Genomic DNA, 14,528 nt, shown 5'->3' on the forward strand with positions numbered 1-14,528 from the left:
GATTGCTCACGACGTCTCACACGTCGGTTCAGCCACCCTCGGTTTCCACCTGCGCAAAGCGCGCGTGCACGTTGTTCTCAACGTGAAATCCATGCGTATTGAACTCCACCAACTCCAAAGTCAGGCCGAGGTAGCGGCGCTTGAACACATCGGCCAGATGCGCGCGCATGGCGGTGAACATCTCCGCGCAGATGGGCCCGGTGACGGTATTTGGCCGGCCCGCCCTGATGCGGAACGTCGCGTGGATAAAGGCGTCGTCTTCGGCCCCGTCGGCCATGCGGTACTGCTCAAGGCGCAGTGCGCGCGTACGGATGCCACCGGGAGGAAAGACATCCGCATGGCCGATCAGCACGGCATTGAGCACGCGCATCAGCTCGGGGATGCGCGCATCGGCTTCGACATTGGCGGTGTACTCGATGATGACGTGCGGCATCGCAGGCGTCCGGAAAGGGAGTTAAGAGGCCGTTGCAAAATGAAGCGAAGCGGCTCTGACGGTTCAACGCCGACGCAGAAAGCGCTCTTGAGGTGATTAACGCGCCACTGCCGCGTCGGTGGACAGCGCCGATTCGAGCGCATCCACCACCCGCGCCAAGCGGCCGAGCGACGGTGCGCGCTGCACGCAGACGTCCCACTCGGCGGGCGCCGACGTGAGCTTGTGCACCGACAGCGAACCCTCAGCGATTTGCTGCCCGATCAGCCGCACGGGCGCAAACCCAAGCCCGAAACCTTCAGCCACTAGCGCGTGCTGCAGCGGCACAGATTGCACTTCCGCCGCCACGTTAGGCGTCAGTCGATCCGCTTCGAAGCGGCCGAGAAGCCAAGCGCGCATCTCGCATCCGGTGGGGTTCAGCACCCACGCTTCGTCGGTGACCTGCGCCATCGACAGCGTGGCCGGCAGCTTGCGCGCGGGCGCGGCAATCAGGCTGACGGGCTCGGTGCCGATCACGCGGGTCTCCGCATCGGCATGGTTACTGCGGGCGTTGGACGGCGTCAGCCACAGCGCGGCGTCCAGCTCAGCGCGTTTCAAGCGTTCGCGCAGCACGCCGCCCCACTCGCAGCTCAGGCGGAATGACACGGCCGGATAGCGCTCCCGCAATCCCGACAACACGCGCGCAAACCGCGCATCGCCCACCGCATGGCTCACGCCCACGCGCAGCGCGCCTTCCGGTTCGCCACTCGCGCGCACGCTGCTGCGCAGCGCCTCGAACTCCCCGACGATGGTGCGACAGCGTGCCAGCACCGCTTCGCCTTCGGCTGTCAGGCGGAACGGCTTGACGCGCCTGTCGAAGAGCACCGTGTCGAGCGCGCGCTCCAGCCGCTGGATCTGCTTGGTGACGGCCGGCTGCGTGAGCGGCAGGCGCTCAGCCACACGGGCAATCGAGCCGGTCTGCGCCAGCAGCACGAAGGTGCGCATTTCCTCAAGCATGGAGACATTCCCAATCGTTATGTTTTGTTTGATCAAATTGAATTTGATTCATCTTAGGCGAGGCGCCACAGTATCGCCAGACGCGCTGTTGCGTTGCTTTTCCTCACGGAGAACAAGGACACCATGAAAGCCCTGGCACTGACCGACGGTTACGGCATCGACGCCCTGCGTCCCATCGAGCGCGACACGCCCACGCCCGCACCCGACGAAATCATCGTGCGCACGCACGCCGCGTCGCTCAATTACCGCGATCTGGAAATTGTCTCCGGCACGTTCTTCACGCGCTTTCCACTGCCGCTGATTCCGCTATCGGACGGCGTGGGCGAAGTCGTGGCCATTGGCGAGAACGTGACGCGCGTAAGCATTGGCGATCGCGTCGCCGGCACCTTCTGGCAACGCTGGGACGGCGGAGACTTCCGCAACGCCGACACGCGCCGCATGCTGGGCGGCCCGATCGATGGCTGGCTGGCCGACACCATCCGCTTGGACGCGGGCGGCGCGGTGGTCGTACCGCCGCACCTGTCGGCCATCGAGGCGGCTACCCTGCCTTGCGCTGGCCTCACCGCATGGCATTGCCTGATCGAGGCTGGCGGCCTGCAGCCCGGCGAGACGGTGCTCGTGCAGGGCACCGGCGGCGTGTCGATGTTTGCGGTGCAGTTCGCGTTGATGGCGGGCGCACGGCCTATCGTGCTGTCGAGCAGCGACACAAAGCTGGCGCGCGTGCAGGCGCTGGGCGTGCCCGAGTCCGACACGATCAACTACCGCGCCAGACCCGAATGGCACGAGGCGGTGCTCGCGTGCACCGACGGCCGCGGCGTCGATCACGTCATTGAAGTGGGAGGCGGCGGCACGCTGCAGCGCTCGCTGAAAGCGCTGCGTGTGGGTGGCCAGATTCACCTTGTCGGCTACCTGGCAGGGCGTGACGGCGGCGTGAATCCGCTGGAGATCTTCGCGCGCAAGGCGATCCTCCGCCCGGCATCGGTCGGCTCGCGTGCGTCGTTCGAGGCGATGAACCGGGCGCTAGCACTGCACGGCCTGCATCCGATCGTCGATCAGGTGCTGCCGTGGCAGGACGCGCCGGAGGCTTTCCGGGCCATGCAGGCCGGACAGGTGTTCGGAAAGGTGGCGCTGGCGTTTTGAACCGTGCTGGACCGTACTCTGCGGTACGGCTCAGGCAGCCAGCGCGCGGGGCTCGCTGGAGAAGGCTTCCGGCACGGCCACCGTCGCCCGCGCGGCAAACGCGTCACCGATCATCAGCAGGCTCGGATGCTCTGGATTGATCCACTCCGCGGCGGCACCATCGGCCATCTGCTGCAGGGTGAAACAGGCGGAGCGCTGCTCGGGCGTGGTGGCAGCCTCGACCACCCAGGCGGGCGTCGACGGTGCGCGGCCACGGGCGATCAGGTCCGCGGCGATGGAGGCAGCTTGATCGCGGCCCATGTAGTAGACGAGCGAATCGGCCTGCGCAACGGGTTCCGGCACGACGCCTTCGGGTTGCGGCGTGTCCGGATCGGCGGCCTTGGCTTGCGTAACAAACGCGACGCTGCGAGCGACACCGCGCTTGGTTAGCGGCTGGCGGATCGCCGAAGCGGCCGCCAGCGCTGCCGTAATGCCCGGAACGATTTCGTATTCGATACCGGCTTGCTCGAGCGCCTGCAGCTCCTCGTCAGCACGGCCGAACAGCATCGGATCGCCGCCCTTCAGACGCACGACGCGCTGATATTTCGTGGCCAGATCGACGAGTTGGCGATTGATGAAGCGCTGCGCGGTCGAACGCTTACCGCAGCGCTTGCCGACCGCAATCAGCACAGCCTGCGGGCAGTATTGGAAGACCTCCGGCGAGACCAGTGCGTCATGCAGCACGACCTCGGCTTCGCCCAACAATCGTGCACCGCGCACCGTGATGAGGTCCGCCGCGCCGGGGCCGGCACCAATCAGGCTCACGCGGCCGAGTGTTTTGGGGGTCTTCGCTTCCATTGCCTGGATTCCTTTGCTTTTTCCTGCGGGGCGCAGCTTACCGCGCCCCATCCACGTTAGGAAAACGCACGGATCATGCCAGCCGCCACCGTATGGTGCGTGGCTTCGTCTACAAGGATGAACGCGCCGGTGGCCGGGTTGTCGCCATACGCATCGCAGACAATCGCCTTCTGCAGGCTGATATTGACCGTGCCGATATCGTTGAGCGCGATCTGCTTACGGCCGGTTTCGTGCGACAGCGTATGCACGTCCAGCACGCGCTCCACATCCGACACGCGTGCGAACACGGTAGCCGTGGTGTGCTTGAGCACGTACTTGCGGGCCGGGTTCAGCTCATGCTCGTCGAACCAGCACAGGTCGGCATGCAGCTTCTTGGCAGCGTTGGCGGCAGTCGTCGGAGCAGCAACGATCGTGTCGCCGCGCGAGATGTCCACGTCGTCGGCCAGACGCACGGTGATGGTCTCGCCGGGGCCGGCAGAATCAGCTGCGCCATTGGGCGTGAGCACTTCGGCCACCGTGGTTTCGCGGTTGGCAGGCAGCACGCGCACGGCTTGGCCAACGCGCACGGTGCCGGCTTCCACGCGGCCCATGTAGCCGCGGAAATCATCGGCCTGCGAGCCGTCCTGACGCGCCACAAGCTGCACGGGGAAGCGCAGCGCATCGTCGCCCGCCGGGGCGGTCTCTTCCACCTTCAAATCTTCCAGCAACGCCAGCAGCGGCTCACCTTGGTACCACGGCATGGCTTCGGACGCGTGAACGATATTGTCGCCGCGCAGGGCCGACACCGGCACGTAGCGCACGTCGCGCAAGCCCAGTTGCGTGGCCAATGCATCGTAGGCGGTACGGATTTCGTTGAAACGCGTTTCGCTGTAGTCGACCAGATCCATCTTGTTGATGGCCACGATCACGTGCTGCAGTTCCAGCAGCTTCACGATGGCCGAATGGCGCTTGGTCTGGGCCAGCAGCTCAGTCTTGCCGTCGACGGTCGTCACACGCGTGGCATCGATCAGGATGATGGCGGCGTGCGCGGTCGAGGCGCCGGTCACCATGTTGCGCGTGTACTGCTCGTGGCCCGGCGTATCCGCGATGATGAACTTGCGGCGCGCGGTCGAGAAATAGCGGTACGCCACGTCAATCGTGATGCCCTGCTCGCGCTCGGCTTCCAGGCCGTCGGTCAGCAGCGAGAAGTCGATCTGTTCGCCGGCAGTGCGTTTGTTCTTGGCGTTGGCCAGCGCTTGCAACTGGTCGGTCAGCACGGCCTTGCTGTCGTACAGCAAGCGGCCGATCAGCGTGCTCTTGCCGTCGTCAACGGAACCGGCGGTGATGAAGCGCAGCAGGCCTTGGTGCGATGCAGGATGCGTCGCTGGGTGCGTCGAATTCGTCGTCATGATCAGAAATACCCTTCCTTCTTGCGCTTTTCCATCGAGGCTTCACTCGTTTGGTCGTCCATGCGCGTGGCGCCGCGTTCGGTGATTTCGGTAACGGCCGTCTCGGCGATGATCTCGGCCGGCGTGGCAGCGGTGCTCGCCACCGGGCATGTGCAGCTGATGTCGCCCACGGTACGGAAGCGCACCGACAGGACTTCGCTCACGTCGCCGTCGGCCTTGGGCGTGATCGACGTGACGGGCACCAGCAGGCCGTTCTTGCGCACGACTTCACGTTGATGCGCGTAGTAGATAGGCGGCAAGGCCAAGTTCTCGCGGGCGATGTACTGCCACACGTCGAGTTCCGTCCAGTTGGAGATCGGGAACACGCGCATCTGCTCGCCCCGCGCCATGCGGGCGTTGTACAGGCTCCAGAGTTCCGGGCGCTGGGCCTTCGGATCCCACTGGCCGAACTCGTCGCGGAACGAGAAGATGCGTTCCTTCGCGCGGGCCTTCTCTTCATCGCGGCGGGCGCCGCCCATCAGGGCGTCGAAGCCGTACGATTCGATCGTTTCCAGCAGCGTGACGGCCTGGGCGGCGTTGCGCGAGTCGGTTTCCTTGCGCAGGCGCACCGTGCCGCGCTTGATGGAATCTTCCACATGCCCGACCACCAGACGCGCGCCCAGCTTGGCAACCTGCTCGTCGCGGAAGGCAATCACTTCCGGGTAGTTGTGACCCGTGTCGATGTGCACCAGCGGGAACGGCAGATCGATCTTGCGATCGCCCAGGCGGAATGCCTTGAGCGCCAGATGCAGCATGACGATCGAATCCTTGCCGCCGGAAAACAGCAGCGCCGGGTTGCGGCATTCGGCCACCACCTCGCGGATGATGTAGATCGACTCGGCTTCCAGCCAGTCGAGGTGTTCGTTCTGCACAGGCGTCAGGGCCGTGCCGGGGATCTCGCTCATCACTCCCATGATTCTTCCTTAGCTCTCGCTCAATTCTGTTGCGACAGGTTCGTCGCCGAATTTGTTACCGCATTTGCCGCATGCAGACCGCATTCCTTGCTGTCGCGCGATTCCCACCACCAGCGGCCGGCGCGTACGTCTTCACCGGCACGCACCGCGCGCGTGCAAGGCTCGCAGCCGATACTCGGATAGCCCTTGTCGTGCAGCGCGTTGGTCGGCACGTTGTGTTGTTCGAGGTAAGCCCAGACTTCTGCCTCGGACCAGTCGAACAGAGGGTTGTACTTGGCGATGCCGCGCGCGTCGTCGTCTTCCGCAAACGGCAGGTCGGCACGGGTGACGGCCTGCTCGCGGCGCTGGCCCGTAAGCCACGCGTCGGCGTCTCTCAGCGCACGGTTGAGCGGCACCACCTTGCGGATGTTGCAGCAGGCTTTGCGCAGTTCAATGCTGTCGTAAAACGCGTTGAGGCCGTGGTCGCGCACGTAGGCTTCCACTGCGCGGGCGTCCGGTGCGTATTGCTCGATCGCATAACCGTAGTGCGCGCGAATGCGATCAAGCATGGCCAGCGTTTCGGCGTGCAAGCGGCCGGTCTGCAGCGTGAAAATCGGCAGGTGCGCCCGCACGGCCTCGGGGCTGCGCAAGATCGCATCGGTCACGACCATGTCTTCGGCGGCCAAGCTGGTGGCGAACTTTGCCACGCCGTGCTTGGCGGCAATCTCAGCCAGGCGCTCGAACAGCGCGGCTTCCTTCGCGGCCAGGGCTTCAGCCGTGCCGTTGTAGACGGGGCGCGTCCACAACACCGGGCGACCGATTGCGGACACCGGCACTTCGGACACGGCGATGTCTTGGGTGTCGCTCATGCTGCATTCGCCTCGGTTGCGCGCTCGCGGCGGAACAGCGGACGCGGCTCGTCGATGGCGCCCTGGTAGCGCACGCTGATCTCGCCAAAGCCGTTCAGGGCATCGTCGATGTTCTTGTCTGCACGCACGGCGTAGGCATCAAAGCCGCAGCGGCGCATGAAGTCGAGCTGATCGCGCAGCACGTCGCCAATGGCGCGCAACTCACGCGTGAAGCCCAGGCGCTGGCGCAGCAGGAACGCGGTGCTGTAGCCACGGCCATCGCGGAAGACCGGGAAATCCACGGCCACCAGCGACAGGTTGGGCAGGTCAGCCTCCAGCGCAAACGGCTCGTCGTCGGGAGCGAGCCAGACGGCCAGCGTGCCAGCGCGGGCGCGGCCGAGCAGCGCGTCGCGGTTGGCTTGCCAATAGGCCAGCGGCACGATGGCGTGCGCAGCGGCATCCACGTCGGCTTGCGTCAGTTCGCCACCTTCCGGTGCGCGCAGCACGGTCCATTCGTCAGCCACGATTTGCGGGGCACCGTTTTGCAGCTTGATGATCTTGCTCATATTCGTTTCCCTCGGCGTTCAGGCTTCTTCACGGGCGTAGACACGTTCCTTGAACGGGGCCATGCCGATACGGTGATAGGTGTCGATGAACAGCTCGTCTTCCGTGCGGTTGGCGACGAAGGTGTCGATGATGCGTTCGATCACGTCGGGCATTTCTTCAGCCTTGAACGACGGCCCGATGATCTTGCCGATCGCCGAATCATTGCCCTGCGCGCCGCCCAGCGACACCTGGTACCACTCTTCTTCGTGCTTATCGACACCCAGGATGCCGATGTTGCCGACGTGGTGGTGTCCGCACGAGTTGATGCAACCTGAGATGTTGAGCGACAGCTCGCCCAGGTCGTACACGTAGTCGAGGTTGTCGAAACGCGCTTGAATCGCTTGCGCGATGGGGATCGACTTGGCGTTCGCCAGCGAGCAGAAGTCGCCGCCCGGGCAGGCAATGATGTCTGTCAGCAGACCGATGTTGGCGGTGGCCATGCCGTGTTCTTTGGCCAGTTGCCACAGCTCGAACAGATCGTGTTTCTTCACGTCCGGCAGGATCAGGTTCTGCTCGTGCGCGACACGCAGCTCGCCAAAGCCAAAGCGCTCGGACCAATCCGCCACCAGCGCCATCTGCTCAGCCGTCGCGTCGCCCGGAGGCAGCGCCGCGCCGGGCTTGAGCGACAGCGTGACTGCGGCGTAGCCCGGCACGCGGTGCGGATGCACATTGCGGCTCACCCAGCGGGCGAACGCCTTGTTCTCCAGCAGCGCCTTTTCATAGGTGGCATCGGTGTCGGCCAGCTTTTCATACGCAGGCGGCGCGAAGAACTGCGCCACGCGGTCGAATTCGGCCTGCGTGATGGTCGACGGACCGTCTTTGATGTGCAGCCACTCTTCTTCCACCTGGCGGGCGAATTCTTCCGCGCCGATGGCCTTCACGAGAATCTTGATGCGCGCCTTGTACTTGTTGTCGCGGCGGCCGTAGCGGTTGTACACGCGCACGGCGGCCTCGATGTACGACAGCATGTGCTGCCACGGCAGGTCTTCCTTGATGATCGCGCCCAGGATCGGGGTGCGACCCATGCCGCCGCCGGCCAGGATGCGCAGCAGCGTCTGGCCGTCCTTCTCATAGGCGTAGACGCCGATGTCGTGCAGTTGCGTCACGGCGCGGTCTTCGCGCGAGGCCGACACGGCGATCTTGAACTTGCGCGGCAGGAACGCGAATTCAGGGATGAACGTCGACCATTGGCGCAGGATTTCCGCCAGCGGGCGCGCATCGATCACTTCGTCGGGTGCCACGCCGGCAAACTGGTCGGTCGTGATGTTGCGGATGCAATTGCCCGAGGTCTGGATGGCGTGCATTTCCACCGAGGCCAGCTTGGCCAGGATGTCAGGCACCTGCTCCAGTTCGATCCAGTTGTACTGGATGTTCTGGCGCGTGCTGAAGTGGCCGTAGCCGCGATCGTGCTCGGCGGCGATGTGGCTGAGCATGCGCAGTTGCTTGGCGCGCAGATGACCATACGGAATCGCCACGCGCAGCATGTAGGCGTGGCGCTGGTAGTACAGGCCATTCTGCAGACGCAGCGGCAGAAACTCTTCTTCCGTCAGTTCGCCCGAGATACGGCGGCGCACCTGATCGCGAAACTGCTCTACGCGGTCGGCGACGAGGCGGTGATCGTAAGCGTCGTATTGGTACATGACTGTTCAGTCCAATCCGGCTGGGCCGGCATGCGATTCAATTGGGGGAAAGCGTTTCGTTATGGTGCTGCTGTCGGCTCAGCGACAGCAGCCACAATCAAGCAGGGTCGGCATGAGATCACGCATCACGACACCAGCTTGATGGCCGTGATCGTCAGCGTGGCGGCAAGCGCGCCGCGCACCAGACGTTCCGGCAGATTCTTGGACAGGCGCGCGCCCAGCCAGATACCCGGGATGGAGCCCACCAGCAGCGACACCAGCAGGTTCCAGTCGATCGTGCCCAGGTACATGTGACCCAGGCCCGCCACGGCGGTCAGCGGCACGGCATAGGCGATATCGGTGCCAGCCACTTCGGCGCTCTTCAATTCGGGATACAGGATCAGGATCAGCGTCGCGCCCACGGCACCTGCGCCAATGGACGACACCGTCACCAGCACACCCAGCACCACGCCGACGATGACCGTGGCCACGGCCAGTGCCGTGCCCTGCAGACGATAACGCGGGTTGGCCGCCAGCCAGCCCAATACGCGCTGACGGAACAGCAGCGAAATCACCGTCAGGATGACCGACGCGCCGATCGTCACGCGAATCACGTGCATCCACTCCGCATCCAGGTTGCCGGCGGTCTTCAGCACGATCACCGTCACCAGGGCTGCGGGCAGACTGCCCAGGCAGAGCCGCTTGACGATGTCCCAGCGAATATGACCGTGGCTGCGATGTGCGATCGTGCCAACGCCCTTGGTGAGCGACGCAAACGCCAAGTCCGTGCCGACAGCAGTCGCCGGCGAAAAGCCGAACATCAGCGTCAGCAGCGGAGTCATCAGCGAGCCGCCGCCAACGCCCGTCAGGCCGACCAACAGGCCGACCAGCAAACCGGAAACCGTATAGGCGAGCGTCATAGCGCGGGGGACAGTGAGGGCGTGTTATCACGAAGTTCGAGCATCGTAATGAACTGGCCTCATATCCCAAACCAATAAAAAATTGTTTGTTTATATGGCGTCGGTTATAAGTAGCGGTCAGTTCGCACCCGTTCTTCTTTATCGACCGCGCAGCCATGAACCTTCACCAATTCCGCTTCGTGCGCGAAGCCGTGCGGCAGAAATTCAACCTGACAGAGGCCGCGAAAGCGCTCTATACGTCACAACCAGGCGTCTCCAAGGCCATCATTGAGCTGGAAGAGGAGCTGGGCGTCGATATCTTCACCCGGCACGGCAAGCGCATCCGGGGTCTCACGGAACCGGGCCGACGCATCCTGGCCTCGGTCGAGCGCGTGCTGGAAGAGGTCGAAACCCTCAAGCGCGTCGGCAAGGACTACGCCGCCCAGGACCAAGGCAACTTCACCATCGCCACCACGCACACGCAGGCGCGCTACGCTCTGCCCAAGGCGATTGCCGAGTTCACGCGCAAATACCCCAAGGTGCGCCTCTCCATTCAGCAGGGCACGCCCGCGCAGATTGCCGAGATGGTGCTGCACGATCAGGCCGACATTGCCATCGCCACCGAAGGCATGTCGCACGTGAAGGATCTGATCTCGATCCCGGGCTACCAGTGGCAGCATGTGGTGGTGACGCCGCCTGACCACCCGCTTCTGTCTCGCCAGCACCTGACGCTGGAAGACCTGAAGGGTTACCCAATCGTCACGTACGACCAGCACTTTGCCGGCCGGCCCAAGATCGACCACGCCTTCGAGCTGCGCCAGATCAAGCCCGATATCGTGCTGGAGGCCATCGACGCAGACGTCATCAAGACCTACGTAGAAGTCGGGCTGGGCGTGGGCATCGTGGCTGGCGTCGCCTTTGACGCAGAGCGGGACCGCAACCTGCGCGCGATTCCGGCCGGACACCTGTTCGGCACCAACGTCACGCACCTGGGCGTCAAACAAGGCGCGTATTTGCGCGGCTTCGTCTACACCTTCATCGAGCTGTTTGCGCCAACGCTGACGCGCAAGCTGGTCGAGCAACTCATGTCCGGCGATCACGAAGCGTACGAGCTCTGATTCGCCTGCAACTGCAATTGCCGAACTTCCCGGAGATTTCATGACGACCCGACGTCGCCTGTTGTGCGGCATGGCGCTCCTTGCCAGCGCTGCCGCCATTGCCCTGCCCGCCCAAGCCGACATCCGTGTGGGTGTGGTGTTGTCCACCACCGGCCCCGCTGCGGCAATCGGCATTCCCAGCAAGAACACCGTGCAGATGTGGCCCGGGAGCATTGGCGGCCAGCGTACGCAGATCATCATCCTGGACGACGCGTCTGACCCGTCGATGGCGGTGCGCGACGTGCGCAAGCTGATCGCCGAAGACAAGGTGGACGTGATCGTCGGTCCGACGATCGTGCCGACGGCGCTGGCCTCGCTCGATGCGGTGGCCGAAGGTCAAACGCCGATGATCACGCTGGCCGCCTCCGCTTCCATCGTCGAGCCGCAGGACGCCAAGCGCCGCTGGGCCTTCAAGATGCCGCAGAACGATTCGCAGATGGCCACGCTCGTCACGCAGCACATGGCGGACAGCGGCGTGCATACCGTCGGCTTTATCGGCTTTACCGATGCGTATGGCGAAAGCTGGTGGCGCGAATTCTCGAAGCTGGCCGAGGTGCGCAAGCTGCGCGTGGTGGCCAACGAGCGCTTTGCGCGCACAGATACCAGCGTGACCGGCCAGATTCTCAAGTTGATGGCCGCCAAGCCCGACGCCATCCTGATTGCCGGGGCCGGCACCCCGGCCGCGTTGCCCCAACGCACGCTGGTCGAGCGCGGCTACAAGGGCCGCATCTACCAGACCCACGGCATCGCCAGCACGGAATTCCTGAAGGTGGGCGGCAAGGACGTGGAAGGCACCCTCTTCCCGACCGGCCCCGTGGTGGTGGCGCGCGAGCTGCCAGCCAGCCATCCGGTACGCAAAGTAGCCGTGGAATTTGCCGATCGCTATGAAGCCAAGTACGGCCCCAACACCGTCACGCAATTTGCGGGCGACGCCTGGGGCGCGTGGCAGTTGCTCGACAACGCCACGGCCCGCGCGCTCAAGACCGGCGCCAAGCCTGGCACGCCCGCTTTCCGCGCCGCCCTGCGCGACGCGCTGGAAACCACGCACGATCTGACTGTGCCCAACGGCGTGCTGAACCTGAATGCCCAGGATCACCAAGGCTTCGACCAACGCTCGCGTGTGATGGGCATCATCAAGAACGGCCGCTTTGCTTACGCCGGCCCGCGCTAATCAAACACGCACAAATCTGCCATGACACGTATCGCCTTCATCGGCCTCGGCAACATGGGTACGCCGATGGTCCAGCACCTGATTGCCGCCGGACACACCGTGCGCGCCTATGTGCGCCGTCCGGAGGCTGCCGACAACGCCCGCGCCATCGGCGCCGAGCCTTGCAGCACCCCCGCCGAGGCCGCACGCGACGCCGAAGTCATTTTCACCAACGTCACCTCCACGGCCGATGTGGAAGGCGTGCTATTGGGGCCGGACGGCGTCGTCCATGGCGCACCGCGTGGCGCGGTGTGCATCGACCACAGCACGATCTCCGCCGTAGCCACGCGCCGCATTGCGGCCGAGCTGGAAGCGGCAGGCCTGGAATTCCTGGATGCGCCGGTCTCGGGCGGCACGATGGGCGCGCAAAAGGCCACGCTGTCGATCATGGTGGGCGGCAAGGCCGAGGTGCTGGAGCGTGTGCGCCCGCTACTGCAACTGCTGGGCACCACCATCACGCATATCGGCGACCACGGCGCCGGACAGGTCGCCAAGGCCTGCAACCAGATCGTGCAGGTCATCAACATCCAGGGCATTGCCGAAGCCATGCTGTTTGCACGCGCCCAGGGCACCGACCCGTCGCGCGTGCTGGCTGCCATCGGTCCGGGCTTTGCGGGCAGCCGCATGCTCGACATGATGGGCCCGAAGATGGCCGAGCGTAACTTTGCCGCCGGCATCGAAGCCCGCCTGCATGACAAGGATTTCGGCCTCGTGCGCGAGATCGCCCAGGAACTCGGCCTGCAGATGCCGGCGATGGAGCTGGTGGCTTCGCAGCTCAATACGCTGGTCGCCAATGGCTGGGGGTATGACGATACGGCGTCGCTGCTGCGCGTGCTGGAGCAGCAGAACAATCAGCAGGCGGATTGAGCATCGCCCCACACGCCTTGTTCGGATGCCCGGACTTCTGGCATAATTGCCGGCTCATCAGCACCTGCCCGAGTGGTGAAATTGGTAGACGCAGGGGACTCAAAATCCCCCGCCGCAAGGCGTGCCGGTTCGATTCCGGCCTCGGGCACCACTTAATTTACAAGGCTTGGCTTCTGTTTACAAGGCCAAGCTTCATTTGGCGGTGTGTGTTTTTCTGCCAATCTTGCCCACCGCTTCGGCAAGTTTGTCGCTCAACAGGTGGCTATAACGTCTCGTCGAAACCACCGTCTTATGACCTAGCACCTGGCCCACGGTGTACAGGTCAATCCCGCTGTTCACCATCTCGGACGCTGCTGCATGTCGGAGGTCGTGGAATCTCACGTGCTCCAGTCCGGCTTTCCTGCGTGCCTTGGCGAACTCGTGGCCTAGCTTGTTCTCGGTAATCGTGAACTTGATGCGCCGAGACAACACAGCAATCCTCGGATGGATAGGCACAAGGCGCCGTTCTCCGTTCTTCGTGTCTTCCAGTAGGTAGCCGTTCTTTCTGGGCTTGGCCCGAAGAATCTCCCCGCGCCGCATGCCTGAGTAGAACGCTATCCTGATTGCTGCCCTAGCCTGCCGATCTGAGCACGCTCTGGCGATCTCCAACATCTCCTTGCGCTTGGGGTAGCTGTGCCGCTCGTTCTTCACCGCTGGCATCACCATGCGCTGCGTCTGGTCTTGGTCGATCATCCCGACCTTGTAGGCATACTTGATCGCCGCCCGGATATAGGCCATGACGTTGCGGATGGATGCGGGTTCTAGTCCTCGCTCCGACAAGACTCTAGCGAACGTTTTGGACCACTCGTGCAGGTCATCCGTGTAATCACCCTCAAAGTACGCCTGCCACTTCTCTAGACGCTGCGCACGCTTGTCCCCATCTTTCCAGCGACCGCCGCAGTCCTTGCAATGGAGGACAACGCACTCGCCAATCGTCACGCGCCGTTTTATAGCGCCCGTGGCGAGTCCGTATAATTCGGCCTCCCACTGCGCCGCTATCTTGTCCGCGCTTGCTTGACTAGTTCCCGCAGGGAAAACCTTGGTCTTGCGGTAACGCTGGCCGTTGATAACACGCTCGAACGTCCAACGCAGGCGCTTGCGTCCGGCTTTTGTAATGGTTTCGACTGGCATTTGTCTAGGTACGCATAGAGCGATTCAACCTCGTACACGTGCGTCTTTCTGGTCAGTTTGTACCGCTTGATGATGTCGTCCTTCAGGCGGCTGATCTGGTGCGCCGGAATGCCCAGGATCGCGGCGGCTTCTTTCGCTGTCACTCTCACGGCTCCATAACCTCCAAGTCGTCTCCAACATCCTCGTCAGTGCTGCTGTGTATGTCATGGCATGACGTGCCACAGCCATGTGGCAATGCCTGCTATTAGCAGAACTCCGCTTGTAAATAGCCCCAAGCCTCCAGCCAGCATCAATTCAAAAGCTCCCTTGAAATCCCATCGATCCGTGACCCGCAGGATGCCCAAGGAAAACAACAGCAGAACGAATCCGATCGCGGTCATCTCAATGCTCCCCATGCTCGGGCTTGGCCGCGTATCGGCTACCGGGTTG

Annotated in this window: 15 protein-coding genes and 1 tRNA gene; 5 read left to right on the forward strand and 11 right to left on the reverse strand. The window is 63.7% G+C overall.

All coding sequences use genetic code 11. The features are described from left to right. Window positions 1-28: 28 nt before the first annotated feature. Window positions 29-433 (reverse strand): 5-carboxymethyl-2-hydroxymuconate Delta-isomerase, encoded by a 405-nt coding sequence (locus tag NKG59_RS15345; RefSeq protein ID WP_253538360.1) that lies wholly within the window; start codon window positions 431-433, stop codon window positions 29-31. A 96-nt stretch (window positions 434-529) separates the two neighbouring features. Then, entirely contained in the window at window positions 530-1,426 is an 897-nt protein-coding gene (locus tag NKG59_RS15350; protein WP_253538362.1) for a LysR family transcriptional regulator, read from the reverse strand. Between the two features lie 123 nt (window positions 1,427-1,549). On the opposite strand from NKG59_RS15350, the gene NKG59_RS15355 reads away from it, so the two are divergent. After that, window positions 1,550-2,566: a zinc-dependent alcohol dehydrogenase family protein gene (locus tag NKG59_RS15355; protein ID WP_253538365.1), complete on the forward strand. Its 1,017-nt coding sequence runs from the start codon at window positions 1,550-1,552 to the stop codon at window positions 2,564-2,566. Window positions 2,567-2,596: 30 nt separating this feature from the next. Here NKG59_RS15355 and cobA read toward each other — a convergent pair whose 3' ends face one another. From cobA to NKG59_RS15390, 7 genes are all read right to left on the reverse strand, one after another. Continuing rightward, window positions 2,597-3,403, reverse strand: a complete 807-nt coding sequence (gene cobA, locus NKG59_RS15360; protein ID WP_253538367.1) for a uroporphyrinogen-III C-methyltransferase — start codon at window positions 3,401-3,403, stop codon at window positions 2,597-2,599. A 56-nt stretch (window positions 3,404-3,459) separates the two neighbouring features. Beyond that, window positions 3,460-4,791: a sulfate adenylyltransferase subunit 1 gene (locus NKG59_RS15365; protein ID WP_045202824.1), complete on the reverse strand. Its 1,332-nt coding sequence runs from the start codon at window positions 4,789-4,791 to the stop codon at window positions 3,460-3,462. A gap of 2 nt (window positions 4,792-4,793) precedes the next feature. Beyond that, the gene (gene cysD / locus NKG59_RS15370) at window positions 4,794-5,744 is read right to left on the reverse strand and encodes a sulfate adenylyltransferase subunit CysD (RefSeq protein WP_253538369.1); all 951 of its coding nucleotides are present in this window, start codon (window positions 5,742-5,744) and stop codon (window positions 4,794-4,796) included. A gap of 20 nt (window positions 5,745-5,764) precedes the next feature. After that, entirely contained in the window at window positions 5,765-6,592 is an 828-nt protein-coding gene (locus NKG59_RS15375; protein ID WP_253538371.1) for a phosphoadenylyl-sulfate reductase, read from the reverse strand. Next, window positions 6,589-7,137, reverse strand: coding sequence for a DUF934 domain-containing protein (locus NKG59_RS15380; RefSeq protein WP_253538373.1), 549 nt, complete (start codon window positions 7,135-7,137; stop codon window positions 6,589-6,591). Before NKG59_RS15380 ends, NKG59_RS15375 begins: the two co-directional genes overlap by 4 nt. Before the next feature lie 18 nt (window positions 7,138-7,155). Then, complete coding sequence (locus NKG59_RS15385; protein WP_253538375.1) at window positions 7,156-8,817, reverse strand: nitrite/sulfite reductase; 1,662 nt, start codon at window positions 8,815-8,817, stop codon at window positions 7,156-7,158. A 125-nt stretch (window positions 8,818-8,942) separates the two neighbouring features. Beyond that, the gene (locus tag NKG59_RS15390; protein ID WP_045202820.1) at window positions 8,943-9,716 is read right to left on the reverse strand and encodes a sulfite exporter TauE/SafE family protein; all 774 of its coding nucleotides are present in this window, start codon (window positions 9,714-9,716) and stop codon (window positions 8,943-8,945) included. Window positions 9,717-9,871: 155 nt separating this feature from the next. On the opposite strand from NKG59_RS15390, the gene NKG59_RS15395 reads away from it, so the two are divergent. From NKG59_RS15395 to NKG59_RS15410, 4 genes are all read left to right on the forward strand, one after another. After that, entirely contained in the window at window positions 9,872-10,813 is a 942-nt protein-coding gene (locus tag NKG59_RS15395) for a CysB family HTH-type transcriptional regulator (RefSeq protein WP_253538377.1), read from the forward strand. 40 nt (window positions 10,814-10,853) lie between these two features. After that, complete coding sequence (locus NKG59_RS15400) at window positions 10,854-12,023, forward strand: ABC transporter substrate-binding protein (RefSeq protein ID WP_253538379.1); 1,170 nt, start codon at window positions 10,854-10,856, stop codon at window positions 12,021-12,023. 21 nt (window positions 12,024-12,044) lie between these two features. Then, entirely contained in the window at window positions 12,045-12,929 is an 885-nt protein-coding gene (locus NKG59_RS15405; protein ID WP_253538382.1) for an NAD(P)-dependent oxidoreductase, read from the forward strand. A gap of 66 nt (window positions 12,930-12,995) precedes the next feature. Then, window positions 12,996-13,080, forward strand: a tRNA-Leu gene (locus tag NKG59_RS15410). A gap of 41 nt (window positions 13,081-13,121) precedes the next feature. Here NKG59_RS15410 and NKG59_RS15415 read toward each other — a convergent pair. Together NKG59_RS15415 and NKG59_RS15420 are read right to left on the reverse strand one after the other, a co-directional pair. After that, window positions 13,122-14,099, reverse strand: a complete 978-nt coding sequence (locus NKG59_RS15415; protein ID WP_253538386.1) for a tyrosine-type recombinase/integrase — start codon at window positions 14,097-14,099, stop codon at window positions 13,122-13,124. 203 nt (window positions 14,100-14,302) lie between these two features. Next, window positions 14,303-14,479 carry a hypothetical protein gene (locus NKG59_RS15420; protein ID WP_253538390.1) on the reverse strand — a complete coding sequence of 59 codons (177 nt, stop codon included), beginning with the start codon at window positions 14,477-14,479 and terminating at the stop codon, window positions 14,303-14,305. Window positions 14,480-14,528: the final 49 nt, after the last annotated feature.

The organism is Ralstonia chuxiongensis, from assembly GCF_024158925.1.
GTDB lineage: Bacteria > Pseudomonadota > Gammaproteobacteria > Burkholderiales > Burkholderiaceae > Ralstonia > Ralstonia chuxiongensis.

Bases quoted from the DNA above. Each gene is read 5' to 3' on its own strand.
- NKG59_RS15345 (WP_253538360.1), bottom strand. From the start codon at position 433: ATGCCGCACGTCATCATCGAGTACACCGCCAATGTCGAAGCCGATGCG.
- NKG59_RS15350 (WP_253538362.1), bottom strand. From the start codon at position 1,426: ATGCTTGAGGAAATGCGCACCTTCGTGCTGCTGGCGCAGACCGGCTCG.
- NKG59_RS15355 (WP_253538365.1), top strand. From the start codon at position 1,550: ATGAAAGCCCTGGCACTGACCGACGGTTACGGCATCGACGCCCTGCGT.
- cobA (WP_253538367.1), bottom strand. From the start codon at position 3,403: ATGGAAGCGAAGACCCCCAAAACACTCGGCCGCGTGAGCCTGATTGGT.
- NKG59_RS15365 (WP_045202824.1), bottom strand. From the start codon at position 4,791: ATGACGACGAATTCGACGCACCCAGCGACGCATCCTGCATCGCACCAA.
- cysD (WP_253538369.1), bottom strand. From the start codon at position 5,744: ATGGGAGTGATGAGCGAGATCCCCGGCACGGCCCTGACGCCTGTGCAG.
- NKG59_RS15375 (WP_253538371.1), bottom strand. From the start codon at position 6,592: ATGAGCGACACCCAAGACATCGCCGTGTCCGAAGTGCCGGTGTCCGCA.
- NKG59_RS15380 (WP_253538373.1), bottom strand. From the start codon at position 7,137: ATGAGCAAGATCATCAAGCTGCAAAACGGTGCCCCGCAAATCGTGGCT.
- NKG59_RS15385 (WP_253538375.1), bottom strand. From the start codon at position 8,817: ATGTACCAATACGACGCTTACGATCACCGCCTCGTCGCCGACCGCGTA.
- NKG59_RS15390 (WP_045202820.1), bottom strand. From the start codon at position 9,716: ATGACGCTCGCCTATACGGTTTCCGGTTTGCTGGTCGGCCTGTTGGTC.
- NKG59_RS15395 (WP_253538377.1), top strand. From the start codon at position 9,872: ATGAACCTTCACCAATTCCGCTTCGTGCGCGAAGCCGTGCGGCAGAAA.
- NKG59_RS15400 (WP_253538379.1), top strand. From the start codon at position 10,854: ATGACGACCCGACGTCGCCTGTTGTGCGGCATGGCGCTCCTTGCCAGC.
- NKG59_RS15405 (WP_253538382.1), top strand. From the start codon at position 12,045: ATGACACGTATCGCCTTCATCGGCCTCGGCAACATGGGTACGCCGATG.
- NKG59_RS15415 (WP_253538386.1), bottom strand. From the start codon at position 14,099: ATGCCAGTCGAAACCATTACAAAAGCCGGACGCAAGCGCCTGCGTTGG.
- NKG59_RS15420 (WP_253538390.1), bottom strand. From the start codon at position 14,479: ATGACCGCGATCGGATTCGTTCTGCTGTTGTTTTCCTTGGGCATCCTG.